We start from the raw sequence: 23,501 nt of genomic DNA, 5'->3' as shown, positions 1-23,501 counted from the left end.
AAATCGCCCACCGAGGTGAGTGAAACCCTCTTGACAATACCCCTGCCGATGGATAAAGCACTCGCCAGGTGCGGAGTGGCAGCGGCGTGCGGCATGAAACAATCGTCACTGGCTCACCGGCATCGAGATTGAGCAGGAGACACAGCACGATGCGTATCGGAGTTCTCACCGCAGGCGGCGACTGCCCGGGCCTCAACGCAGTGATCCGGTCGGTCGTGCACCGAGCGGTCGCACACTACGGCGACGAGGTCATCGGCTTCGAGGACGGCTACGGCGGTCTGCTGGACGGCCGCTACCGCCCCCTCGACCTCAACGGCGTCAGCGGCATCCTCGCCCGCGGCGGCACCATCCTCGGCTCCTCCCGGCTGGAGCGCGACCGGCTCCGCGAGGCCTGCGAGAACGCCCCCGACATCGCCCGTGACTTCGGCATCGACGCCCTGATCCCGATCGGCGGCGAGGGCACGCTGACCGCGGCGCGGATGCTGTCCGACGCGGGCCTGCCCGTCGTGGGCGTCCCCAAGACGATCGACAACGACATCTCCTCCACGGACCGCACCTTCGGCTTCGACACCGCGGTGGGCGTCGCCACCGAGGCGATGGACCGCCTCAAGACCACCGCCGAGTCCCACCAGCGCGTGATGGTCGTCGAGGTCATGGGCCGCCACGCGGGCTGGATCGCCCTGGAGTCCGGCATGGCCGCCGGTGCGCACGGCATCTGCCTGCCGGAGCGCCCGTTCGACCCCGCCCAGCTGGTGAAGATGGTCGAGGAGCGGTTCGCCCGCGGCAAGAAGTTCGCCGTCATCTGCGTCGCCGAGGGCGCCCACCCCACCGACGGCACCATGGACTACGGCAAGGGCGAGATCGACCAGTTCGGCCACGAGCGCTTCCAGGGCATCGGTACCGCCCTCGCCCACGAACTGGAGCGCCGCCTCGGCAAGGAGGCCCGCCCGGTCATCCTCGGCCACGTCCAGCGCGGCGGCACGCCCACCGCGTACGACCGCGTCCTCGCCACCCGCTTCGGCTGGCACGCCGTGGAGGCCGCGCACCGCGGCGAGTTCGGCAACATGACGGCGCTGCGCGGCACCGAGATCCGGATGGTGCCGCTGGCGGACGCGGTCACGGAGCTGAAGACGGTCCCGAAGGACCGGATGGACGAGGCGGAGTCGGTCTTCTAGACCCGCCCCGGGCCGCTGCTTCACGCGGTATGGGACCGGACCGTCTGCCAGAAGTGGTCGACGATCCGGTCCAGGAAGTCCCGGCCGCGCTGGCCCGCGTCACCGCTGCCGCCGCCCCAGCTCAGCGTCGCGGTCATCTGCCCCTGGTAGGCGCCGTGCATCTCCCGGAGGACCGTCTCCAGGAGTGCCCGCTCCAGGGGCACCGCCTTGCTCACCGGCCGCACGTACCCCTGCCAGCGCGTGGTGACGGCATCGCGCAGCAACTCGGTGAGTTTCGGCTCCCGCCCCGTCACGGCGACGAAGCCGGGCAGGTCGAGTTCGAGGGCGTCGGCGAGGGCGGCGGACTGGCGGTCGTTGCCGCGCCAGGTGTCGTGCTCCTCCAGGCGCAGATAGGCCTGCAGCTCCATCCCGACCGCCCGCGCCACGTCCTCCGGGGCGACCCCCCGGGCGATCCGGTGCTCACGCAGGGTGCGCGGACGGCCGACGAGTTCGGCGGGGGAGCACCACAACACCCCCGAGAGCGCGGTGACTTCGCTGCCGCTGGGACTCGCCGCCCCGCGCTCCCACGCCACCACCAGATCCGCGGTGACATACGGCAGCCCGTACGAGGTGCGCAGTCCGTGGGCGACATGCTCGGGCCCCATCCCGAGTCCGGCGCGGAGTCTGCGGGCGGCCAGGGAGTTGAAGGGCGGGGTCGGCTGGCTCGGTCGAGCTGAGGGTTGGTGCACCCGCCTCAAGCTAGGCCCGGGGCGGCCGCGGTGACTACGGGCTGTCCGGACACAATCACAGATCGTAGGAAGGTACGGTTTTGGCTGCCCCGGAGGGTTACCGTCCGGTCACCCCTTGACGGCCCGGTGTGATCCCTCAGCCGAACGCGGGCACCACCCGCTCGTGGACGAGCCGGAGCCGGGGTGTCCACGTCGGCCAGGTCCGGCAGGTCGGGGTCGCCTTTCGGCGGGTTGTGCTTCCGCTCCTGTGGGCCGGTTGGCGGCGGTGTGTGGCTGGGCGTCGTGTGCTTCCGCTTCCGCGGGCCGGGCGGCGGCCCGCGGCCGGGAGTCGGCGTCGGCGGGCAGCACCTCGCCCGCCTACGACCGGAGTCGACGCCTTCACCCCTTCACCCCTTCACCGCCCCGCCCAGCGCGAACCCCCCGCCCAACCGCCGCGCCACCAGCACGTACAGCAGGATCACCGGCGTCGAGTAGATGACCGAGAACGCCGCCAACTGCCCGTAGACCACCGAACCCCGGTTCCCGAAGAACTCGTTGATGCTCACCGCGGCGGGCATCTGGTCCGGTGTCAGCAGCAGCATGAACGGCACGAAGAAGTTCCCCCACATCATGACGAAGGAGAAGACGGTCACTACCGCCACCCCTGGGCCCATCAGGGGGAGCACGACGCGGATGAGGGACTGGAGGGAGTTCGCTCCGTCCGTCCATGCCGCCTCCTCCAGTTCCTTTGGCACCCCGTCCATGAAGTTCTTCATCAGCCATATCGCGAACGGCAGTTGCGACGCGGCGAAGAAGAAGATCGTGCCCCGCATCGTGTCGATGAGGCTCACCTGGACGAACAGCGCGTACACCGGGACCATGATCGCCGTGATCGGCAGGCAGGTCGCGAACAGGATCGTCAGGAGGAAGGGGCGGTTCAGGCGGGACCGGAAGCGGGACAGTGGGTATGCCGCGAGCGCCGCGCACGCCACCGTCAGCGCGGTGCCGCCTCCGCACAGCAGCAGGCTGTTGAGGAGGGGGGTGAAGGTGACGTCGTCTGTCAGGACGGCGTCGAAGTTGTCCCAGGTCATCCCGTCCGGCACCGTCACCGTCAGGTCCGCGTGCGGGTCGAGCGACGACAGGATCACCCACGCCATGGGCAGGACGAAGGCCGCCGCCACCGCCAACAGGCCCGCGTCGGCGGCCAGCCGGTGTGCCGCTCTGCGAGATCGCATGGCGCGCTACACCTCCGTCCGCAGCAGCCGCAGGTACACCACCGAGAACAGGGAGCCGACGACCAGCAGGAGCAGGGCCACCGCCGTGCCGTAGCCGATCATGCTCTTCTGGAAGGCCTCCTCGTACATGAACAGCGGCAGCGTCTGGCTCTTGCCACTCGGGCCGCCCCTGGTCATCACCCAGATCAGCCCGAAGACGGAGAGGGTCTGGAGGGTGATGAGCATCAGGTTCGTGCCGATGGAGCGGCGGATCATCGGGAGCGTGATGTGCCACATGCGGCGCCAGCCGCCCGCGCCGTCGACCTCGGCCGCCTCCGTGATCTCCTGGGGGATCTCGTTCAGCGCCGCCGAGTAGACGAGCATCGAGAAGGCCGTGCCCCGCCACACGTTGGCGAACGACACCGCCAGGATCGGCAGCGTGTACAGCCAGTTCTGGGACGGCAGGTGGAGCCAGTCGAGGATGGCGTTCAGGGTGCCCTCGCGGCGGAAGAAGGCGTACAGGAGGAAGCCCGCCACGACCTCCGGGAGCACCCAGGCCGCGATGACGATCCCGCCGGTCAGCGTGCGCACCGGCTTCGACGCGCGCCGCATCAGGGACGCCAGCGCCAGGCCCAGGGTGTTCTGGCCGATCAGCGCCGACACGACCGTGAAGACGAGCGTCAGCCATACGGCGTTCAGGAACGCCTCGTCCCCGAACGCCGTACGGAAGTTCTCGAAGCCGACGAAGGAGTCCTCGGCCTGCCCGGTGAGCTGGAGGTCGGTGAAGGCGATGTAGGCGCAGTACGCGATCGGCCCGGCGAGGAAGAGGAGCAGGAGGACGACCGCGGGGGTGAGGGGGAGGAGCCGGACGGCTGCCCTGCGGACGACGGCCGGGGTGTTCACCTTTCGATCACTTGGTTGTCGGTGACCTCCCTGAGGCTCTCGTCGTAGCCGCGCGCCGCGTCCTCGACCGACACATCACCGGTGGTCACGCCCTCCATCGCCTCCTGGATGGCCGTGGAGACCTTCGGGTACGCCGGGTAGGCGGGGCGGTAGTGGGTGTGGCTCACCAGGTCCGTGAAGAACGTGATGCCGGGCTGGGCGTCGGCGTAGGCGGGGTCGTTCGCGACGTCCTCGCGGACCGCGATGCCGGAGTTGGCGATGTACCACTTCTGGGCGTTGGCCTTGGTCTGCATCGTCTTGATGAAGTCGAAGGCGAGGTCGGGGTTGGCCGCCTTGGCCGGGATCGCCCAGGTCCAGCCGCCGGACATGCTCACCTTGCCGGGCGCCTGGCCGTGCTGGGTGGGCATGGCGGCCAGGCCCAGCCTCTCGGACCACTCCGGCCATTCGTGGCCGCTGCCCTCCAGCCAGTCCTGCGGCAGCCAGGAGCCGTCCAGGTTGATGCCGAGCTTGCCCTGGGGGAGGAGTTCGCCGCGGACCCTGGTGCCGAAGTTGGGGTCGAGGGCGTCGGCGACATCGGGGCCGAGCTTCTCCTCGTAGACCGTCTCGACGAAGGCGAGGGCGTCCTTGAAACCCTGGCCGCCCGCGATCCACTTCTTCGACGCCTCGTCGTAGAGGGGGTCGGTGGTGCCGTCGTTCGTGCCGTAGAGCAGCATCTGGAAGCCCTGCATGGTGGCCGCCTCGCCCGCCGGTTTGCCCGTGTAGACGTTGAGCGGTGTCACCCCGGGGACTCTCTCCTTGATCGTGCGGGCCGCGTCGAGGACGTCGTCCCAGGTCTTCGGCTGCCAGTCGGCGGGCAGCCCGGCCTTCGCGAAGATGGCCTTGTCGAACCAGAGGCCCCGGGTGTCCGTGCCGTCGGGGACGCCGTACGTCTTGCCGTCCTCGCCCTTGGCCGCCGCCTTCGCCGTGTCGATGAACTGGTTCCAGTCCGGCCAGTCGGCGAGATAGGGGTCCAGGGGCTCCAAGTACCCGCTGGTGATGTCGGAGTTGATGAGGAACGTGTCCTCGTAGACCAGGTCGGGGGCGGTCTTGGGGGAGCGGAGCATCTGCTGGAGCTTGGTGTAGTACTCCGAGTCCGGGGCCTTGATGGGGACGAACTCGACCTTCTTGTCCGGGTACTCCTTCTCGAACTCCTTCTTGATGTCCGCGAGGAAGGTGTCCAGCACCTTGATGTTGTTGTCCGTGGACTGCTTGAAGGAGACCCTCACGGTGTCGGGATCACTGCCGGAGCCGCCGCCGCAGGCGGTGAGGGCGGTCGCGGCGAGGGTGGCGGAGGCGAGGAGCAGGGCGGGGGTTGCGGTGGGGCGCACGGGCATGACCTCCTGCGGACGCACGTCGTTGTGGCCGAGAGATGGCTGCGTGGTGAACGTAGGAGGGGAGTCTGGTCAGGTCAATGCGTCTGCGGCGGATTGGGCGTGGGTGGCTTCGGCGGGGGCGTCGGCTCGGGTGAAGGCGTCGGCTGACCGGAGGTAGCAGGCGTAGGCCTCGGTGTCCTGGTCGAGGTCCCTGTGGACGAGAGCCAGGCCGTACAGGGCCCGACCCTCGGCGTACCGGTCTTCGAACTCGCGCCAGACCTTGAGGGCCTCGCCGTACACCTCGATCGCCTCCGCCGCCCGGCCCGCGTGCCGCAGGGCGTCGCCGAGGCCGTGCCACGCCATTCCCTCGCCGTGGCGGTCACCGGTGCTCCGGAGCAGGTCACGGGCGTGGGTCAGAGCGTCGATGGCCTGCTGGGTCCGGCCCGCGAACCGCAGCGCGAGACCGAGACTGCTCCACGCGTGGCCCTCGCGGTTGCGGTTCCCAGCGTCCCGGTACAGGTCGCGGGCGCGCGTATGGGCCTCGATGGCCTCGTCGGCGCGCTTCAACAGGCGCAGCGTCGTGCCCAGGTTGTTCCACACGTCGGCCTCGCTGAGCCGGTCCCCGGTGACCTGGTACAGGCCAAGGGCGCTCTCGTGTGCGTCGATGGCCTCCTCGTCCAGGCCCGCTTCCAGGAGGCCGCCGCCGAGAACGGCCCAGGCGATGGCCTCGGCGCCGGTGTCCCCAGTGCGGTGGGCCGCTTCCTGGGCGGAGCGCCCGGTGGTGATCAGGTCGTCGAAGTACCGTCGCCAGGACAGGTACTTCGCCAGACGCGAGGCCAGCCGCACCGCCGCCCTCCCGTGCCGCTCATCGTCCGCCCACTGCACCGCCGCCACCAGCCCCGCCCGCTCCCCGTCCAGCCAGGCCAGCGCCGCCCCGCGGTCCGCGAATCGCTCCGGCTCCGGCAGCCCCGGCAGCCACCGCAGCCGGTCGTCGGCCGCGTCCGCCCACCGGTCGTAGAACTCCAGCAGCCGCTCCCGCGCCGCCCCCGCCTCCTCCTCCGTCACCACGCTCACCCCGAACGCCCGCACCAGGTCGTGCAGCCGCCACCGCACCGCGCCGTCCGTCGGTACCGGGGTCACCAGGTGCGAGGCGGCAAGCTCCTCCAGCAGTTCGGCGGTCCGGCCGGCCCCGAGGCCCGCGAGCGCCTCCGCCGCCTCCCCGCTGACCTCGGCCGTAGGCGCCACGCACACCAGCCGCAGCAACCGTGCCTGTTCGAGCGGTAGTTGCCCGTACGCCACCTCGAACACCGGCCGCACCCCGAGGGCCCCCGCCCGGTCCTCCGCCGCGCGCAGCTCGCCCGCGAGGGAGGCGATGGCCCGGTAGCGGCGCTTGCGCAGCATGCCCACGGCGATCCGCAGCGCCAGCGGATGATGGCCGCACAGCTCGGCCAGCTCGGCGACGGCCTCCGGCTCCCGCGCGGCCCGGTCGTCGTCGCCGTCGCTCAGCCGCAGCGACCGGTCGACGAGCCCGGCCGCGGCCTCCGGCTTCAGCACGTCGAGGTCCAGCAGCCGGGCGTCCAGGTCGGTCAGCCGGTCCCGGGAGGTGATCAGCACCCGGTGCTGGTCGGCCCCGGGGAAGAGCGGGGTCACCTGCGCCGGGTCCGACACGTTGTCGAGGACCAGCAGCATCGGCCGCCGCTCCTCGGACAGCCGCCGCCGGTACAGCGCGTACCGCGCGTGCGCCGTCTGCGGCAGCTCGGAGGCCCGCACGTCCATCCCGTCCAGCAGTGCGATCAGTGCCTGGTCCGCCGTCACGGGATCCTCGTCGTACCCCCGGAAGTCCACGAACAGCGTGCCACCGGGGAACCAGCCCGCACCGACCGCCCGGTGTCCCGCGCACAGCGCCAACGACGTCTTCCCGATCCCGCCCAGCCCGGACACCGCGCAGATCACCACCGGAAGGTCGGACACCGCCCCCGGGTCCAGCACCGGCATCAGCCGGGCGAGATCCTCCTCCCGCCCCGTGAACCCCACCGGCACCGGCGGCAGATCGGCCGTAGCCACCGGCACCGGACCATGGACCAAGCCCCGTTCCGCGCCGCTACCCGTCCCCCACCCGCTTGCCGGTGAACGGCCCGTGGAAGGTGCTCCCCCGGAAGTCGAGGTGGTCGCCGCCGTACCGCGCCCCCCGTTGGGGCCCCTCCTCGGAGTCCTCGGCCTCCCGGCCCCCGGGACCCGACCGCCCCCCGAACGGCCGCAGCTCCCGCAACACCTCCACCAGCGCCGCCGCCGCGCTCGCCGCCGCCCGCGGCTGCCAGCCCTCCCCGTCCGCACGGGACTTGCGGCCGTCGGCGCGGTCGCTGATGCCCCGGATCACCAGGGCGTCGCCACCGGCGAGATCGACGGCGCTGACCACGCCCGAGCCCTCCATCTCGATGGCGGCGGCGTCGTTGTAGTGCGTGCGCAGATGCTCGGCCAGGGCCGACTTCGCGTCCGCGAGCACCACGTCGCCCGCCGCGATCGGCTTCAGATGGGCCCGCGGATCGTCGCGTAGCGCGTCCCGCGCCGCCGCGGTCAGCCGGTGCGAGGCACGCCACGCCTCCGGCCGTACGAGAAAGCCCTCCGGCGTCTCCTTGCCGCCGTGCACCGCGTACACCTTCGTCGCCACGACGACGTCGCCGAGCGCGATGTCCTTCTTCAGCCCCCCGGCCACTCCGACGAAGAAGACGGCCTCGGGCTCCAGCCAGGACAGCACCCGCTCGGTGAGCGCCGCCGCCGTCAGGTTCCCGACGCCCATCTCCACCAGCGCCACCGACCAGGGGGTGCCGGGCAGCAGCCCCACCTCGGCCCGGGTGCCGCGGGGGTGCTCCCGCTTCCGCACACCGGTCAGGTGGGCCCGTACGGCCGTGTACTCCAGGGACAACGCGGTCAGCACCGCCACGGTGGGTCGTGTCTCAGGCACCCCCTTAAGGTACTTCCAAGTGCGCCGCGCGGAGCGTGCGTTGGCAGGGGACGAGGGGGAGACGAGGCACGTGCCGGGACAGGGACCGAGCGACATCACCGTGGGCCAGCTGCTCCTCACCGAGTACCAGACGGTCAAGGACGAGCAGAAGGCCCGCATCGGCTTCCGGGACAACCTGCTCTACGTCACCCTCGCGGTCGTCGCCGCCGTCATCGCCGCCGCGGCCCAGGCGAAGCAGCCCGCGATGCTGCTCGCGCTGCCGCCGGTGTGCGTGGTCCTCGGGTGGACCTACCTCGTCAACGACGAGAAGATCACCGCGATCGGCCACTACGTGCGCGACGACCTCGGCCCCCGCCTGGCCGCGCTCACCGCCTCCGGCAGCGGGTTCACGACCTTCGGCTGGGAGGCCTACCACCGCGGCGACACCCGCCGCCGCTCCCGCAAGACGATCCAGGCGGTCGTCGACCTCACCGCGTTCTGCGGGGTGCCCCTGGCGGCCCTGACCGTCTTCTGGGCGACCGGCGACGAGGGCGGGCTGCTCCTCGCCCTGTCGGTACTGGAGGCGCTGGCCGTGGCCGGGCTCGGGGCGCAGGTCCTGATGTACCTGCGGCCCGCCCCGCCGCGCGCGTGACGTCGTACCGTTGACCCTCATGAAAGCGGCGTTACTGGCGGCCCTCACCGAGGGCGCGGGCGGCGAGGCCGGGCGGCGTGCGGTCGGGGAACTGGCGCGGATCCTGGCGGCCCCGGAGGGCGAAGTCTCCGCGTCCGCCCTCGCCGAGGCCGCCGCCGATCCCCACCGGCGTGCGGAGGTGCGGGATTGGGGGGACCGGCTGGCCGCGCTGCTCTTTGCCGACGCGCGGCTCGCCGCGGACGTCGCCGAGGCCATGGAGCGGCATGCGCCGGGGAGCGCGGCGGCCTGGTACGGCGGCGACCACACCGACTTCCGGGGCGGACTCTTCCTGAGCGACGTCATCGGCGTACAGGTGGTGGTACGGCCGCAGGCAGGGGCGGTACCCGAGGCGCTGGCCTCGCTGCCGCCGCGGCCCGGTGGCTTCACCGGGCGGGGGCGGGAGACGGAGGTCCTGCTGTCCGCCCTCGATCCGGCGGCGCCCGTCGGGTCGCCCGCCGTGCTCGTCGCCGCCGTGTCCGGGCTCGGCGGGATCGGCAAGACCGCGCTGGCCGTGGAGGCCGCCCATCTGGCCTGCGAGAAGGGGTGGTTCCCGGGCGGGGTCCTCTTCGTCGACCTGCACGGGTACGACGCCGACCCCGTCAGCGCCGACCAGGCACTCCAGTCGCTGCTGCGGGCCCTTGGTACGCCGCCCGAGCACGTCCCGGCCAGGGCGGACGAGCGTGCCGTGCTCTACCGGTCGGTGCTCGCGTCGCGCGGGGCGGTGCTCGTCGTGGCGGACAACGCTTCGTCGCCGGAGCAGGTGCGGCCGTTGTTGCCGGGGGACGGTCGGCATCGGGTGCTGGTGACGTCGCGGGGCCGACTGCCTCAACTCGGGGCGCGGTTGGTGCCCTTGGAGCAGCTCACACCGGACGCCGCGTACGACCTCCTCGACCTCGCCCTGCGGATCGCCGGTCCCGACGACCGGCGGGTTCCGGGGGACACCGACGGGGCCGGGCGGCTTGCCGAGCTGTGTGGGCATCTGCCGCTGGCCCTGCAGATCGCGGCGGCCCTGCTGGCGGAGAGCCCGGAGCAGCCCGTGGCGGAGCTGGTGGACGAACTCGCCGCGTCCCGGGACCGGTTGGCGTTCCTCGACGACGGGGAGCGGAGTGTGCGGGCCGCCTTCGACCTGTCGTATCGGCGGCTGACGGACGAGCAGGCGCGGTTGCTGCGGCTGCTGGCGGTGGCACCGGGGACGGACGTGACCGATGAGGTGGTGGCCGCGCTGGTGGGGGCCGAGGCGGCGCCGGTGCGGGAGTTGAAGGCACTGGTGCGGGCCCACCTCGTGGAGCGGGCGGGTGGACGCGGGCGGTGGCGGCTGCACGACCTGGTGCGGGAGTTCGGGGCGGGGGTGGTGGGGGAGGACGAGGCGGGGGCGGCGCGGGAGCGGGTGCTCGCCTGGTATCTGCGCCGGGCCCGTGCCGCCGACGAACGCCTGCAGTGGCTGCCGGGGATGGCGGAGACACCGCCGTTCGCGGACCGGGCGCAGGCGGTTGACTGGCTGGACCGGGAGCGGGCGGGGCTGGTCGCGGCGGTGGAGTGGGGGCGTCAGGAGCGGCACGGGGAGGCGGCGGTTCGGCTGGCCGAGCGCCTGGGCTTCTACCTGAACTGGCGCCGCCTCTTCGACGACTGGCTGATCGTGTCCGGCGTAGCCGTGGTGGCCGCCCGGCGCATGGGTGACACGATGAGCGAGGCCCAGGCGGAGGACTGTCTCGGTAGCGCCCTCGACCTGGTGGGCCGCCCTGTGGAGGGGATCGACGCGCACACGAGGGCTCGCGATCTGCTCCGGGACACGGGGGATCGGCGCGCCGAGGGACTGGCATTGATGAACCTGGCCATCGGCCTGGAGATGGCGGGCCGGGGTGGCGAGGCGCTCGACGTGTACGCCGAGGCCCGGGATCTGCTGCACGACGACGCGGACAGCCACGGCGAGGCGATGGCGCGGCTCAACTCGGCGAGGGTCCTGTGGGAGGCGGGCCGCACCGTGGAGGCGATCGCCGCCATCACCGTCGCCCGCGACCTGTTCCGGCTCCTGGCTGGGCAACGTTCTGCGCAACCTCGCCCTCGCCCACACCGCCGCCGGAGAACCGGTGGCGGCCCGCGCCTGCCGACTCGCCGCCGCCGAGGCCTTCACTCGGGCGAACGCCCCGCCGAAGCCGCCCGCCTCCTCAGCGCGGATGCTCCCGAGCCCACCGGTACACCAACTCCGGCCGCCCCACCTGCCCGTACTGCGGACTCCGCCCCGCACGCCCCGCGTCCACCAGGTGCTCCAGGTACCGCCGGGCGGTGATCCGCGAGATGCCGACGGTCTCGGCGAGCGCCGCCGCCGTGAGCCCCTCCTCCGACCCCCGCAGGGCGTCCGTCACCCGCTCCAGGGTCGGTCCGCTCAGGCCCTTCGGCAGGGCCACTGGTCCAGGGGCGCGCAGGGTCGCGAGGGCGCGGTCGACCTCGGCCTGGCCGCTGGCCTCCCCGGCCGCCGCCCGGAACTCGGCGTAGCGCACGAGGCGGTCGCGCAGGGTCGCGAAGGTGAAGGGTTTGAGTACGTACTGCACGACCCCGAGTGAGACCCCTTCCCGTACGACGGCGAGGTCCCGCGCCGAGGTCACCGCGATGACGTCGGCGTGGTACCCGGCGGCGCGCAGGGTGCGGGCCAGCTGGAGTCCGTGGGCGTCCGGCAGGTGCAGGTCAAGGAGGAGCAGATCGACCGGCGTCCGCTCCAGCGCGCGCCGCGCCTCCGCGCCGGTGTGGGCCTTGCCCACGGCGACGAAGCCGGGGACGCGGCCGACGTACATGACGTGGGCGTCGGCGGCGACGGGGTCGTCCTCCACGACCAGGACGCGGATCGGTTCGTCGCCGGTCGTCATCGGTCGGCTCCCGTCCGTACGGCAGGCACCCGCAGCGGCAGCCGTACCTCGAACTCGGCGCCGCCCTCGTCGGCCGCCGTCACCGTCAGCGTGCCCTCGTGCCGGTGCACGGCCTGCCGTACGAGGGCCAGGCCCAGGCCCCGGCCGCCCGGCCCCGCCGGTTTGGTGGAGAAGCCGCGCTGGAAGACCAGGTCGGCGTGGGCGGGGTCGACGCCCGCGCCGGTGTCCGAGACGCTGAGGACGAGTTCCCCCCGCTCCGCGTACGCCGTCACGGTCACCCGCGCCCGCACGCTGCCCTGCGCCGCGTCCACGGCGTTGTCGATGAGGTTGCCGAGGATCGTCACCAGGTCCCGGGACGGCAGGTCGGCCGGGAGCAGCCCGTCGTCGAGGGAGCTGTCCCCGGACACCACCAGCTCCACGCCCCGCTCGTTGGCCTGCGCGGTCTTGCCGAGCAGGAGCGCGGCCAGCACGGGCTCGCTGACGGCGGCCACGACCTGGTCGGTGAGCGCCTGGGCCAGTTCGAGTTCGGCGGTGGCGAACTCGACCGCGTCCTCGGCGCGCCCCAGTTCGATCAGGGAGACGACGGTGTGCAGCCGGTTGGCGGCCTCGTGGGCCTGGGAGCGCAGGGCCTGGGTGAAGCCGCGCTCGGAGTCCAGCTCGCCCATCAGCGACTGCAGCTCGGTGACATCGCGCAGGGTGACGACGCTGCCGCGCCGCTCGCCGCCGGACACCGGTGAGGTGTTCACGACCAGCACCCGGTCCGCGGTGAGGTGGACCTCGTCGACGCGGGGCTCGGAGGCCAGCAGCGCGCCGGTGAGCGGGGCGGGCAGCCCGAGGTCGGCGACCGACCGGCCGACGACGTCACCGGCGACGCCGAGCAGCTCCCGGCCGCCGTCGTTGATCAGCGCCACCCTGTACTGCCCGTCCAGCATCAGCAGCCCCTCGCGTACGGCGTGCAGGGCGGCCTGGTGGTAGTCGTGCATCCGGCTCAGCTCGGACGCGTTCATGCCGTGGGTGTGGCGGCGCAGCCGGGCGTTGATCACGTAGGTGCCGACCGCGCCCAGGGCGAGGGCGCCGGCCGCGACGCCGAGCAGGGCGGTCAGCTGGCCCTGCACCCGCTTGCTGATCGCCTCGACCTTGATGCCCGCGCTGACCAGGCCGACGACCCGGCCGCCGTCCAGGACCGGCACGACCGCCCGGACGGACGGGCCGAGGGTGCCGGTGTAGGTCTCGGTGAAGGCCGTGCCCCGCACGGCGGGCGTGGTGTGCCCCAGGAACCGCTGCCCTATCTCCTCCTCGCGGGGGTGGGTCCAGCGGATGCCGTCCGGGTTCATGATCGTGACGAAGTCGACGTCGGTGTCGCGCATGACGTCCAGAGCGTACGGCTGGAGGGTGGCCGTCGGGTCGGGGGTGCCGATCGCTCCCCGTACCGAGGGGGAGTCGGCGACGGAGCGGGCCACCGCCATGGCCTGGCGGCCCCCCGCCTCCTCGGCCTGGCTGCGGTCGCTGACGTACGTGAACAGCGCGCACCCGGCCACGACCACGGCGATCAGCACGGCCTGCATGGCGAAGAGCTGACCGGCGAGGCTGCGGGGCCGGGGGACGGGGAGGCGCACCCCGCCAGTGTGCACGGCACCCAAGCGTGAACTAAATGAACGGAAGGGTGACCGCCCTCACACGCCGGGAGATAGTCACCGCGTTCCCCATCTCCCCGAGCCATCCCCCGGACGTGAGCCGCACGCCGGTGATGCCGACGAAGACGTCAAGGAGGGCAGCCGTGGCCGCCAGTACTTCCGATACGGCACCAGCCGCGCCCCGCGTGAAGCGGGACCGCACCCACTACCTCTACATCGCGGTGATCATCGCGGTGGTGCTCGGCATCGCCGTGGGTCTGGCCGCGCCGGACTTCGCGGTCGAGCTGAAGCCGATCGGCACCGGATTCGTCAACCTGATCAAGATGATGATCTCGCCGATCATCTTCTGCACGATCGTGCTCGGTATCGGATCGGTGAGGAAGGCCGCCAAGGTCGGTGCCGTCGGCGGTATCGCGCTCGGCTACTTCCTGGTGATGTCGCTGGTGGCGCTCGGCATCGGCCTGGTCGTCGGCAACATCCTGGAGCCCGGCTCCAGCCTCGCCGTCACCGACGCGGTGCGCGAGACCGGCCAGGCCCAGGTGGAGGCCGAGGCCAAGGACACCACCGAGTTCCTGCTCGGCATCATCCCGACCACGATCGTGTCCGCGTTCACCTCGGGCGAGGTGCTCCAGACCCTGCTGTTCGCGCTGCTCGCCGGGTTCGCGCTGCAGGCCATGGGCGACGCCGGGCAGCCGATCCTGCGGGGCATCGAGCACATCCAGCGCCTCGTCTTCCGCATCCTCGCGATGATCATGTGGGCCGCCCCGGTCGGCGCGTTCGGCGCGATCGCCGCCGTCACCGGCTCCGCGGGCGTGGACGCGCTCAAGAGCCTGGCCGTGCTGATGCTCGGCTTCTACGTGACCTGCGTGCTGTTCATCTTCATCGTGCTCGGCGCGCTGCTGCGGGTCGTCTCCGGCCTGAACATCCTCACCCTGTTCAAGTACCTGGGCCGGGAGTTCCTGCTGATCCTGTCCACCTCGTCCTCCGAGTCGGCGCTGCCGCGGCTGATCGCCAAGATGGAGCACCTGGGCGTCAGCAAGCCGGTCGTCGGCATCACCGTGCCGACCGGCTACTCCTTCAACCTCGACGGCACCATGATCTACATGACCATGGCGTCCCTGTTCATCGCCGACGCCATGGGCACCCCGATGTCGGTCGGCGAGCAGATCCCGCTGCTGCTGTTCCTGCTGGTCGCCTCCAAGGGCGCGGCCGGTGTCACGGGCGCGGGCCTGGCCACCCTCGCCGGTGGGCTCCAGTCCCACAAGCCCGCCCTGGTGGACGGCGTCGGCCTGATCGTCGGCATCGACCGCTTCATGAGCGAGGCCCGCGCCCTGACCAACTTCGCGGGCAACGCCGTCGCCACGGTGCTGATCGGCACCTGGACCAAGGAGATCGACAAGGAGCGGGTGGAGCAGGTGCTCGCCGGACGCCTGCCCTTCGACGAGAAGACCCTGCTCGACGACCACGGGCACGGCGCCGCCCCGGCCGCCGACGAGGTCCCGGAGCAGCGTCCGGGCGGCGAGAAGGAGCTGGCCAAGGCCTGAGCCCCCGCGACCGCCCACTCGCCTGACGCCGACGTCTTGCCTTGACGTCGGCGTCAGGCCGTACGTTCGTCCGCATGCGAATCGGCGAACTGGCCGCCCGGGCCGGGACCACCACGCGGACGCTGCGGTACTACGAGTCCCGCGGCCTGCTGCCCGCGCGGCGCGACGGCAAGGGGCACCGGACCTACGGCGAGCACGATCTGAAGCTGCTGCGGCAGATCCGCACGCTCCAGGACTTCGGGTTCGACCTGGAGGAGACCCGGCCCTTCGTGGAGTGTCTGCGGGCCGGGCACCCCGAGGGGGACCTGTGCCCCGCCTCGCTCGCGGTCTACCGGCGCAAGCTGGACGAACTGGACGCGCTGATCGGGGAGTTGCAGGCCGTGCGGGCGAAGATCGGGCTACGGCTGGCCATGGCCGAGGACGTGTCACCGTTGTGCGAACTGGGAGGGCGGGAGCTGTGAGCAAGGCGGCGGGTGTGGCCGAGGTGACGGACGCGGACTTCGAGGCGGAGGTGATCGGCGCGGATCTTCCCGTGCTGGTGGAGTTCACCGCCGACTGGTGTCCGCCGTGCAGGCAGATGGCGCCGGTGCTCAGCGCGCTGGCGGTGGAGGAGGCCGAGCGGCTGAAGGTGGTGCAGTTGGACGTGGACGCCAGTCCGGAGACCACCCACGCCTACAAGGTGCTGTCAATGCCGACCTTCATGCTCTTCCGGGGCGGTGAGCCGGTGAAGGCGATGGTCGGGGCGCGGCCCAAGCGCAGACTGCTGGAGGAACTGGCGGAGGGCCTCGCGGAGGCGCGGTAGCCGCCACAGTCCACGGCCGCAGTCCTTGGCCAGAGTCCACGGCCACGGTTCACGGCCGCAGTACAGGGTCACAGTCCACGAAAAATCCCCCGGGCAATTGCGCCCGGGGGATTTCTCTGCGTATATTCAGCAGTTCGCGACTTCGAATAATCGGTCGCGATAAAAGCTTAAGTGAGCACAGTATATCCGGCCGGGAGCGGAATTGTCAAACGCCGAATTTCCAGACGATGAAATGCGCGGGGAGCAGGAATTCATCGACGGGCTGTACGCGCGCGTGGACGTGCTGCGCGGCGCGGCCGAGAGCGCGGTCACCGAGGCGCTCGCGCAGGGCGACAAGCCCATGCAGGCCCGGCTGGAGCGGGACATCCGGGTCGCGGAGCGCTCGATGCTGCTCGCCGCGCTCAACGCGGTCGACGGCTCCCTGTGCTTCGGCCGCATCGACCTCAGCTCCGGCGTGGACCACCACATCGGCCGCATCGGCCTGCGCGCCGACGACGCCGACCGCACCCCGATCCTGATCGACTGGCGCGCGGAGGTGGCCCGTCCCTTCTACCTGGCCACCGGCCACACCCCGATGGGCCTGCGCCGACGCCGCCACATCTCCACCGACGGCCACCGGGTCACCGCCCTGCACGACGAGATCCTCGACCTCGGCGACGCCACCCGCACCGGCCACGAGGACCCCACCGGCGACGCCGTGCTGCTCGCCGCGCTGAACTCCGCGCGCACCGGCCGGATGACCGACATCGTGCAGACCATCCAGGCCGAGCAGGACGAGATCATCCGCGCCCCGCACCAGGGCGTCCTGGTCGTCGAGGGCGGCCCCGGCACCGGCAAGACGGCCGTCGCCCTGCACCGCGCCGCGTACCTCCTCTACGAGTACCGGGAACTGCTCGCCAAGCGGGCCGTCCTGATCGTCGGCCCCAACCCGGCGTTCCTCGGCTACATCGGCGAGGTGCTGCCCTCCCTCGGTGAGACCGGCGTACTCCTCGCCACCGTCGGCGAGCTGTTCCCCGGCGTGAAGGCCACCGCCGCCGACACCCCCGAGGCCGCCGCCGTCAAGGGCCGCGCCGAGATGGCCGACGTGCTCGCCACCGTCGTACGCGACCGGCAGGCGCTGCCCGACCCGGTCATCGCGATCGAGCACGACCGCGAGGTCCTGATGCTCGACGACGGCCTGGTCCGCGTCGCCCGCGAGCGCACCCGCGAGGCCAAGCTGCCGCACAACGCCGCCCGCGAGCACTTCGAGGGCCACATCCTCAACACCCTCACCGAGCTGTACGCCGAACGCATCGGCACCGACCCCTACGACGGCTCCAGCCTGCTGGACGCCGCCGACCTCACCCAGATCCGCGACGAACTCGCCGAGAACCCCGAGGTCTGGGCGGCCATCGACCAGCTGTGGCCACCGCTCACCCCGCAGCGCCTGATCGCGGACTTCCTGGCCGCCCCGGAGGGCTACCTCGACGAGACGGACGCCGCCGCGATCCGCCGCCCGGTGACCCGCAGGTGGACGGTCGCGGACGTACCGCTCCTCGACGAGGCGGCCGAACTCCTCGGCGAGGACGACCGCCGCGCCCGTGCCCGCGCGGCCCGCGAGTGGGAGACGCAGGTCGCCTACGCGCAGGGCGTGCTCGACGTCTCCTACGCCTCGCGCACCTACGAGTTCGACGACAAGGAGGAGGACGACCCGGAGGCCTCCGAGGTGCTGTCCGCGCACGACATCATCGACGCCGAACGCTTCGCCGAACGCCAGGAGGAGGACGACCACCGCAGCGCGGCCGAGCGCGCGGCGGCCGACCGCACCTGGGCGTTCGGCCACATCATCGTCGACGAGGCACAGGAGCTGTCACCGATGGCGTGGCGGCTGCTGATGCGCCGCAGCCCCACCCGCTCCATGACCCTGGTCGGCGACCCCGCGCAGACCGCCGAGGCGGCCGGGGTCGGCTCCTGGGCCGACATCCTCGCCCCCTATGTCGAGGACCGCTGGGACCACACCCGCCTCGGCGTCAACTACCGCACCCCCGCCGAGATCATGGACCTCGCGGCGGCGGTCGTCCGCGCCGAGCAGCCCGGCTTCACACCCCCGAGTTCGGTCCGCTCCACCGGTGTACGCCCCTGGGTACGCGCCACCGACGACCTGCCCGGCGCGGTCGCCAAGGCGGTCCCGGAACTGGCCCCGGCCGAGGGCCGTCTCGCGGTGATCGCCCCACGCGAACTGCACCGCGCGCTCGCCGCCCGCCTCGACGGCGTCACGGCGGGCACCGAACCCGACCTCACCCAGTCCGTCGTCCTTCTGGACCCCCGGCAGGCCAAGGGCCTGGAGTTCGACTCGGTGCTGGTGGTGGAGCCGGGCCGGTACGGCACGAGCGACCTGTACGTGGCGCTGACCCGGGCGACGCAGCGGCTGGGGGTGCTGCACACCGGGACGCTGCCGCCAGGGCTGCAGGCACGGGCGTCCGCCTGACCCGCTACCGCATCAGCAGCCCGCCCCCCACCCCCTCGGCCAGTTCCTCGGAAGGCACCGTCACCAGCCCCACCTCCGCGCCGGACGCCAGCAGCCGGTGCGCCGGAAGGATGCGGACCGTGTAGCCGTACGGACCGGTGCGGTCGAGGGACAGGGGGCCCTCGTACACCCAGCGGCCCTCCAGGTCGGGGCCGCCCGCGGCCTTCAGGGCGACGGTCGTGGCGTCCGCGATGCGGTCCTCGGAGTCGACGCGCCCGGAGACGGCCTGGACCTCGATGTCGTCGGGGGCGAGGTCGCCGAGGCCGACGCGGACGCGGAGGGTGAGGGTGGTGCCGAGTTCGGCGGTGGCGGCGGTCGCCGAGGTCTCCACGTGGTCGACGGTGACCTGCGACCAGGACGCCCGCACCCGGGACTTCCACACCGCCAGCTCGCGCGCCGAGTCCGGGTCGGCGGCCCGGTGGGCGCGGGCGGCGGGGGCGTACAGCCGCTCGACGTACTCGCGGACCATGCGGCCCGCCAGCACCTTCGGGCCGAGCAGGCTGAGCGTCTGGCGGACCATCTCGATCCAGCGGTCCGGCAGTCCGCCCGTCCCGCGCTCGTAGAAGCGCGGGGTCACCCGCTGCTCCAGCAGGTCGTACAGCGCCGCGGCCTCTATGTCGTCGCGCCGGTCCGGGTCGGTGGCCGCCCCGTCGGCGGTCGGGATCGCCCAGCCGAAGTCGGGCTGGAACCACTCGTCCCACCAGCCGTCCAGGACCGACAGGTTGAGGCAGCCGTTGAGGGCCGCCTTCATCCCGCTCGTCCCGCACGCCTCCAGTGGCCGCAGCGGATTGTTCAGCCAGATGTCACAGCCGGGGTAGAGCTTCTGCGCCATCGCCATGCCGTAGTCCGGCAGGAAGACGATCCGGTGGCGCACGCGCGGGTCGTCGGTGAAGCGGACCAGTTCCTGGACGAGCCGCTTGCCACCGTCGTCCGCCGGGTGCGCCTTGCCCGCGACGACGATCTGCACCGGCCGCTCGGGATGCAGCAGCAGGTCCATCAGCCGGTCCCGGTCGCGCAGCATCAGCGTCAGCCGCTTGTACGACGGCACACGGCGCGCGAACCCGATGGTCAGGACGTCCGGGTCGAGCACCCCGTCGATCCAGCCCAGCTCCGCCGTGCCCGCCCCGCGCTGCCGCCAGGAGACCCGCAGCCGCCTGCGCACCTCCTCGACGAGCTGTTCGCGCAGACCGCGGCGCAGCTCCCAGACGTCCTGGTCGGGGATGTCGGCGACGGCGTCCCAGCGGTCCGAGCCGCCGATCGTCAGCGCGTCCTCGGCGCGCTGGGCGCCGACCTGCCGGGCCCCCAGCCGGAACACCTCCGGCGCCACCCAGGTGGGCGCGTGCACCCCGTTGGTGACGGAGGTGATCGGCACCTCGTCGGGGTCGAAGCCCGGCCACAGCCCGGAGAACATCTCCCGGCTGACGTTCCCGTGCAGCAGGGACACGCCGTTGGCGCGCTGGGCCAGCCGCAGGCCCATCACGGCCATGTTGAACAGGTTGGCCTCGCCGCCGGGGTAGGTCTCCATCCCCAGGTTCAGGATGTGCTCCACGTCGATACGGGGCAGCTCGGCGTCGGGCCCGAAGTGGCGGGCGACCAGCTCACGGTCGAAGCGGTCGATCCCGGCCGGGACGGGCGTGTGGGTGGTGAACACGGTCCCGGCGCGCACCGCCTCGAGCGCCGCGTCGAACTCCAGCCCGTCGTTGCACAGCTCGGCGATGCGCTCCAGGCCGAGGAAGCCCGCGTGGCCCTCGTTGGTGTGGAACACCTCCGGCGCCGGATGACCGCTGAGGCGGCAGTACGCCCGTACCGCCCGCACCCCTCCTATACCCAGCAGCATCTCCTGGAGCAGCCGGTGCTCGCTGCCCCCGCCGTAGAGCCGGTCGGTCACCCCGCGTTCGCCGTGGTCGTTGTCCTCCACGTCGGAGTCGAGCAGCAGCAGCGGGACGCGCCCGACCTGGGCCACCCAGATCCGGGCCGCCAGCGAGCGTCCGCCGGGCAGCGCCAGGGAGACCTGGGAGGGCGTGCCGTCGGCCTCCTTGAGCAGGGTGAGCGGCAGTTCGTTGGGGTCGAGGACCGGATAGTGCTCCTGCTGCCAGCCGTCCCGGGAGAGGGTCTGGCGGAAGTAGCCGTGCCGGTAGAGCAGTCCGACGCCGATCAGCGGCACGCCGAGGTCGCTGGCCGCCTTCAGATGGTCACCGGCGAGGATGCCGAGGCCGCCGGAGTACTGGGGCAGCGCGGCCGTGATGCCGAACTCGGGGGAGAAGTAGGCGATGGCGGCGGGCAGTTCGGAGGACTGCGCCTGGTACCAGCGGTCGCCGCTGACGTAGTCGTGCAGATCGCCCGCGACCGTGGTGAGGCGGCGCAGGAAGCGGCGGTCCCCGGCCAGCTCCGCGAGCCGCTCCGGCGCCACGCTGCCCAGCAGCCGCACCGGATCACCGTCCGAGGCGGCCCAGCGTTCGGGGTCGACGGACTGGAACAGGTCACGGGTCTCCGGATGCCAGGACCAGCGGAGGTTGCGTGCGAGATCGATCAGGGGCTGGAGGGGCTCGGGGAGTACGGGACGGACGGTGAATCGACGGATCGCCTTCACATTCCACCTCGGTGGTTGTGGAAGAGACCGCCGTCGGCGGTCTCGTCGTCTGACGCAGAACGGTACCGGCGTCGGCACCGCTCCCGCTGGGAGTGTCACCCGACAGTTCGTCCGGAAATCGCCGCAACCTTCCCTCGCCCATCCTGGCCGATATGGCCGATTCCGCCCCCGTAGGCGTCCTTGTGGCGCTTCACCCCGCACGAGAGGCTGCCCAGGGGGGTACCGGTCCACGCCGGGCACCTCCGGCGAACGGGGGCAGGAGGGCGCCTAGGTGAGGAGGGGGTCCCGACCATGGCACGGACGCGGGCACGGCGTCCGCGCTGGGTGTGCGGCCTGACCGCGGTGCTGTGCACGGCGGCGCTCTCGGTCACCGCCGCACCCGCGCGGGCCGCCCCGGAGGGGCACGTACTCGGCGCCGGGGAACCCGGATCCGTCAGCGGAAGCTACCTGGTGACCCTCAAGGGGGACACCGACGCCCGGTCGGCGGCCGGGAAGGGCGTCGCCGAGCGGTACGGGGTCGGCGTGCGCCGGACCTACGGCACGGTCCTCAACGGCTACGCCGTCCACGCCACCGAGAGACAGGCCGAACGCCTCGCCGCCGACCCCGCGGTCGCCTCCGTCGTCCAGGACACCCGTGTCCTCGTCGGCGGCACCCGGCGCACCCCGCCCTCCTGGGGCCTGGACCGCGTCGACCAGCCGAGCCTCCCCCTGGACCGCCGCTTCACCTGGCCGCGGTCGGCGGGCGAGGGCGTCACCGTCTACGTCATCGACACCGGCGTCCGCGTCGGCCACCGGGACTTCGGCGGCCGGGCCCGCGACGGCTGGGACTTCGTCGGCGGCGACCGGACCGCGAACGACGCCAACGGCCACGGCACCCATGTCGCCGCCACCGCCGTCGGCCGCACCTTCGGCGTCGCCAAGAAGGCCGAGGTCGTCGCCGTGCGGGTGCTCGACAGCGCCGGGGCCGGGACCACCTCCCGGCTGATCGCGGGCATCGACTGGGTCACCCGGCACGCCCGCCACACCCCCGGCCCCGCCGTGGCCAACCTCAGCCTGGGCGGCCACCGCAACGCACAGCTGGACCACGCCGTACGCGACTCCATCAACTCCGGTGTCACCTACACCATCGCCGCGGGCAACGGTGGACTTCCGGCCGTTCTCCACTCACCCGCGAGGGTGTCCCAGGCCATCACCGTGGGTGCTACCGACCGCGACGACACCCGCGCCGTCTTCTCCAACCACGGCCCCGCACTGGACCTGTTCGCGCCGGGCGTGGCGATCACCTCGGCCGCCCACACCGGCGACACCGCACGGTCCACCCTCTCCGGTACGTCGATGGCGTCGCCGCACGTCGCGGGGGCCGCCGCGCTGTATCTCGCCGACCATCCGAAGGCCTCGCCCGCCCAGGTCTCCCGGGCGCTCACCGAGGGCGCGGCGACCGCAAAGGTGTCCGGCAAGGGCCGTGGCTCACCGAACAGACTTCTGCACATACCAGGCGCTTAGTGGCACAGTCCGGCCACCGGCTCCGTCCCTCTCGGTCGGGGCCGGTCTTGTGTGTAGACATACGCGTGAGTAGTTAACAAAGTGCCGGATTGCTCACCCGAATAGGGTGGGAAGGCTCCTGCGGAACACCCCGCAGGCACCTCACGCATGGCCCACCTCCCACATGCCGTCCGCCCACCCACGTTGACGCGGAAACAGGAGCGGTGATGCCCGCCACGCACCACTCGTCAGCACCCCCGACACCCAGCGCGGAAGACCACCAGGCCTTCCCCGCGCGCCCCGTCGACGCCGGTCCGCCCGCCCCGGAGCCACCCTCCGTGGGCGCCGACACCGTTGTCGGGCGCATACCGGTCCTGGACGTCCGCCCGGTCGTCCAGCACGGACGCCGACCAGCCAAGGCCGTCACCGGCGAGGCGTTCGAGGTCTCGGCCACCGTGTTCCGCGAGGGGCACGACGCCGTCGCCGCCAATGTCGTACTGAAGGATCCCGAAGGACGGCCAGGACCCTGGACGCCCATGCGGGAGCTGGCCCCCGGCACCGACCGCTGGGGCGCCACCGTCACCGCCGACACACCCGGCCGGTGGACGTACACCGTCGAGGCCTGGGGCGATCCGGTCACCACCTGGCGGCACCACGCCCGGATCAAGGTCCCCGCCGGGATCGACACGGACCTGGTCCTGGAGGAAGGCGCACGACTGCACGAGCGGGCCGCCGCCAAAGTGCCCGCGCTGGACGGGATGCGCGCCACCGTCCAGGCCGCCGCCGACGCCCTGCGCGACGAGTCCCGTCCGGCCGCCTCCCGCCTCGCCGCGGCGCTGACGCCCGAGGTGGACGCGGTGCTCGCCCGCTACCCGCTGCGCGAGCTGGTCACCGCCTCGGACGAGTTGCCGCTGCTGGTGGAGCGGGAACGGGCCCTGTACGGCGCCTGGTACGAGTTCTTCCCGCGCTCGGAGGGCACGCCGGAGCAGCCGCACGGGACGTTCCGTACCGCCGCGCGTCGGCTGCCCGCGATCGCGGCGATGGGCTTTGACGTGGTGTACCTGCCGCCCGTCCACCCGATCGGGACCACGTTCCGCAA

The 23,501-nt window shown here is 72.3% G+C and carries 17 protein-coding genes and 1 pseudogene; 9 read left to right on the top strand and 9 right to left on the bottom strand.

What is annotated here, in order from left to right; genetic code table 11:
* The first annotated feature begins 149 nt into the window (after positions 1-149).
* Positions 150-1,175: an ATP-dependent 6-phosphofructokinase gene (locus tag ACFVQG_RS18655; RefSeq protein WP_383383908.1), complete on the top strand. Its 1,026-nt coding sequence runs from the start codon at positions 150-152 to the stop codon at positions 1,173-1,175.
* A gap of 20 nt (positions 1,176-1,195) precedes the next feature.
* Here ACFVQG_RS18655 and ACFVQG_RS18650 read toward each other — a convergent pair whose 3' ends face one another.
* The 6 genes from ACFVQG_RS18650 to ACFVQG_RS18625 all read right to left on the bottom strand — a co-directional run bounded on the left by ACFVQG_RS18650 (position 1,196) and on the right by ACFVQG_RS18625 (position 8,313).
* Positions 1,196-1,912, bottom strand: a complete 717-nt coding sequence (locus ACFVQG_RS18650; RefSeq protein ID WP_383383905.1) for a helix-turn-helix domain-containing protein — start codon at positions 1,910-1,912, stop codon at positions 1,196-1,198.
* A gap of 377 nt (positions 1,913-2,289) precedes the next feature.
* Positions 2,290-3,117 (bottom strand): carbohydrate ABC transporter permease, encoded by an 828-nt coding sequence (locus ACFVQG_RS18645; protein WP_383383902.1) that lies wholly within the window; start codon positions 3,115-3,117, stop codon positions 2,290-2,292.
* Positions 3,118-3,123: 6 nt separating this feature from the next.
* Positions 3,124-3,999: a carbohydrate ABC transporter permease gene (locus ACFVQG_RS18640; protein ID WP_383383899.1), complete on the bottom strand. Its 876-nt coding sequence runs from the start codon at positions 3,997-3,999 to the stop codon at positions 3,124-3,126.
* The gene (locus tag ACFVQG_RS18635; RefSeq protein ID WP_383383896.1) at positions 3,996-5,372 is read right to left on the bottom strand and encodes an extracellular solute-binding protein; all 1,377 of its coding nucleotides are present in this window, start codon (positions 5,370-5,372) and stop codon (positions 3,996-3,998) included. Before ACFVQG_RS18635 ends, ACFVQG_RS18640 begins: the two co-directional genes overlap by 4 nt.
* A gap of 69 nt (positions 5,373-5,441) precedes the next feature.
* On the bottom strand, positions 5,442-7,415 hold the full coding sequence (locus tag ACFVQG_RS18630; RefSeq protein ID WP_383383893.1) for a tetratricopeptide repeat protein: 1,974 nt from the start codon (positions 7,413-7,415) through the stop codon (positions 5,442-5,444).
* Positions 7,416-7,452: 37 nt separating this feature from the next.
* Entirely contained in the window at positions 7,453-8,313 is an 861-nt protein-coding gene (locus ACFVQG_RS18625; protein ID WP_383383890.1) for a nucleosidase, read from the bottom strand.
* Between the two features lie 70 nt (positions 8,314-8,383).
* On the opposite strand from ACFVQG_RS18625, the gene ACFVQG_RS18620 reads away from it, so the two are divergent.
* On the top strand, positions 8,384-8,944 hold the full coding sequence (locus tag ACFVQG_RS18620) for a hypothetical protein (protein ID WP_383383887.1): 561 nt from the start codon (positions 8,384-8,386) through the stop codon (positions 8,942-8,944).
* 19 nt (positions 8,945-8,963) lie between these two features.
* A pseudogene (locus ACFVQG_RS18615) lies at positions 8,964-10,058 on the top strand (NB-ARC domain-containing protein); the annotation flags it as partial.
* 1,090 nt (positions 10,059-11,148) lie between these two features.
* Here the strand turns inward: ACFVQG_RS18615 and ACFVQG_RS18610 are convergent.
* The gene (locus tag ACFVQG_RS18610; protein ID WP_383383883.1) at positions 11,149-11,844 is read right to left on the bottom strand and encodes a response regulator; all 696 of its coding nucleotides are present in this window, start codon (positions 11,842-11,844) and stop codon (positions 11,149-11,151) included.
* Positions 11,841-13,460 carry an ATP-binding protein gene (locus ACFVQG_RS18605; protein ID WP_383383879.1) on the bottom strand — a complete coding sequence of 540 codons (1,620 nt, stop codon included), beginning with the start codon at positions 13,458-13,460 and terminating at the stop codon, positions 11,841-11,843. Before ACFVQG_RS18605 ends, ACFVQG_RS18610 begins: the two co-directional genes overlap by 4 nt.
* A 131-nt stretch (positions 13,461-13,591) precedes the next feature.
* Between ACFVQG_RS18605 and ACFVQG_RS18600 the strand changes: the two genes are divergently transcribed.
* The 4 genes from ACFVQG_RS18600 (at position 13,592) to ACFVQG_RS18585 (ending at position 18,291) form a co-directional block, all read left to right on the top strand.
* A complete protein-coding gene (locus tag ACFVQG_RS18600; RefSeq protein WP_383385520.1) occupies positions 13,592-15,022 on the top strand; it encodes a cation:dicarboxylate symporter family transporter in 1,431 nt (476 codons plus the stop codon).
* A 74-nt stretch (positions 15,023-15,096) separates the two neighbouring features.
* Entirely contained in the window at positions 15,097-15,483 is a 387-nt protein-coding gene (locus ACFVQG_RS18595; RefSeq protein WP_383383877.1) for a MerR family transcriptional regulator, read from the top strand.
* The gene (locus tag ACFVQG_RS18590; RefSeq protein WP_383383874.1) at positions 15,480-15,824 is read left to right on the top strand and encodes a thioredoxin family protein; all 345 of its coding nucleotides are present in this window, start codon (positions 15,480-15,482) and stop codon (positions 15,822-15,824) included. Before ACFVQG_RS18595 ends, ACFVQG_RS18590 begins: the two co-directional genes overlap by 4 nt.
* Positions 15,825-16,056: 232 nt before the next feature.
* Complete coding sequence (locus ACFVQG_RS18585) at positions 16,057-18,291, top strand: HelD family protein (protein ID WP_383383872.1); 2,235 nt, start codon at positions 16,057-16,059, stop codon at positions 18,289-18,291.
* 4 nt (positions 18,292-18,295) lie between these two features.
* Here the strand turns inward: ACFVQG_RS18585 and ACFVQG_RS18580 are convergent, their stop codons facing one another.
* Complete coding sequence (locus ACFVQG_RS18580; protein WP_383383870.1) at positions 18,296-20,920, bottom strand: glycosyltransferase family 1 protein; 2,625 nt, start codon at positions 20,918-20,920, stop codon at positions 18,296-18,298.
* Between the two features lie 291 nt (positions 20,921-21,211).
* Here ACFVQG_RS18580 and ACFVQG_RS18575 point away from each other — a divergent pair, with 291 nt between their 5' ends.
* On the top strand, positions 21,212-22,423 hold the full coding sequence (locus tag ACFVQG_RS18575; protein WP_383383867.1) for a S8 family peptidase: 1,212 nt from the start codon (positions 21,212-21,214) through the stop codon (positions 22,421-22,423).
* Between the two features lie 206 nt (positions 22,424-22,629).
* Positions 22,630-23,501, top strand: an 872-nt coding sequence (locus tag ACFVQG_RS18570; protein ID WP_383383864.1) for a maltotransferase domain-containing protein, incomplete at its 3' end; no start/stop codon positions are given.

Origin of the sequence: Streptomyces sp. NPDC057877 (assembly GCF_042796855.1) — a bacterium.
Taxonomy (GTDB): Bacteria; Actinomycetota; Actinomycetes; order Streptomycetales; family Streptomycetaceae; genus Streptomyces.
The sequence above is the reverse complement of the archived record's forward strand: the minus strand, read 5'-3'. Positions and strand labels throughout refer to the sequence as shown.

Bases quoted from the DNA above. Each gene is read 5' to 3' on its own strand.
- ACFVQG_RS18635 (WP_383383896.1), bottom strand. From the start codon at position 5,372: ATGCCCGTGCGCCCCACCGCAACCCCCGCCCTGCTCCTCGCCTCCGCC.
- ACFVQG_RS18610 (WP_383383883.1), bottom strand. From the start codon at position 11,844: ATGACGACCGGCGACGAACCGATCCGCGTCCTGGTCGTGGAGGACGAC.
- ACFVQG_RS18575 (WP_383383867.1), top strand. From the start codon at position 21,212: ATGGCACGGACGCGGGCACGGCGTCCGCGCTGGGTGTGCGGCCTGACC.
- ACFVQG_RS18595 (WP_383383877.1), top strand. From the start codon at position 15,097: ATGCGAATCGGCGAACTGGCCGCCCGGGCCGGGACCACCACGCGGACG.
- ACFVQG_RS18600 (WP_383385520.1), top strand. From the start codon at position 13,592: ATGCCGACGAAGACGTCAAGGAGGGCAGCCGTGGCCGCCAGTACTTCC.
- ACFVQG_RS18585 (WP_383383872.1), top strand. From the start codon at position 16,057: ATGCGCGGGGAGCAGGAATTCATCGACGGGCTGTACGCGCGCGTGGAC.
- ACFVQG_RS18645 (WP_383383902.1), bottom strand. From the start codon at position 3,117: ATGCGATCTCGCAGAGCGGCACACCGGCTGGCCGCCGACGCGGGCCTG.
- ACFVQG_RS18655 (WP_383383908.1), top strand. From the start codon at position 150: ATGCGTATCGGAGTTCTCACCGCAGGCGGCGACTGCCCGGGCCTCAAC.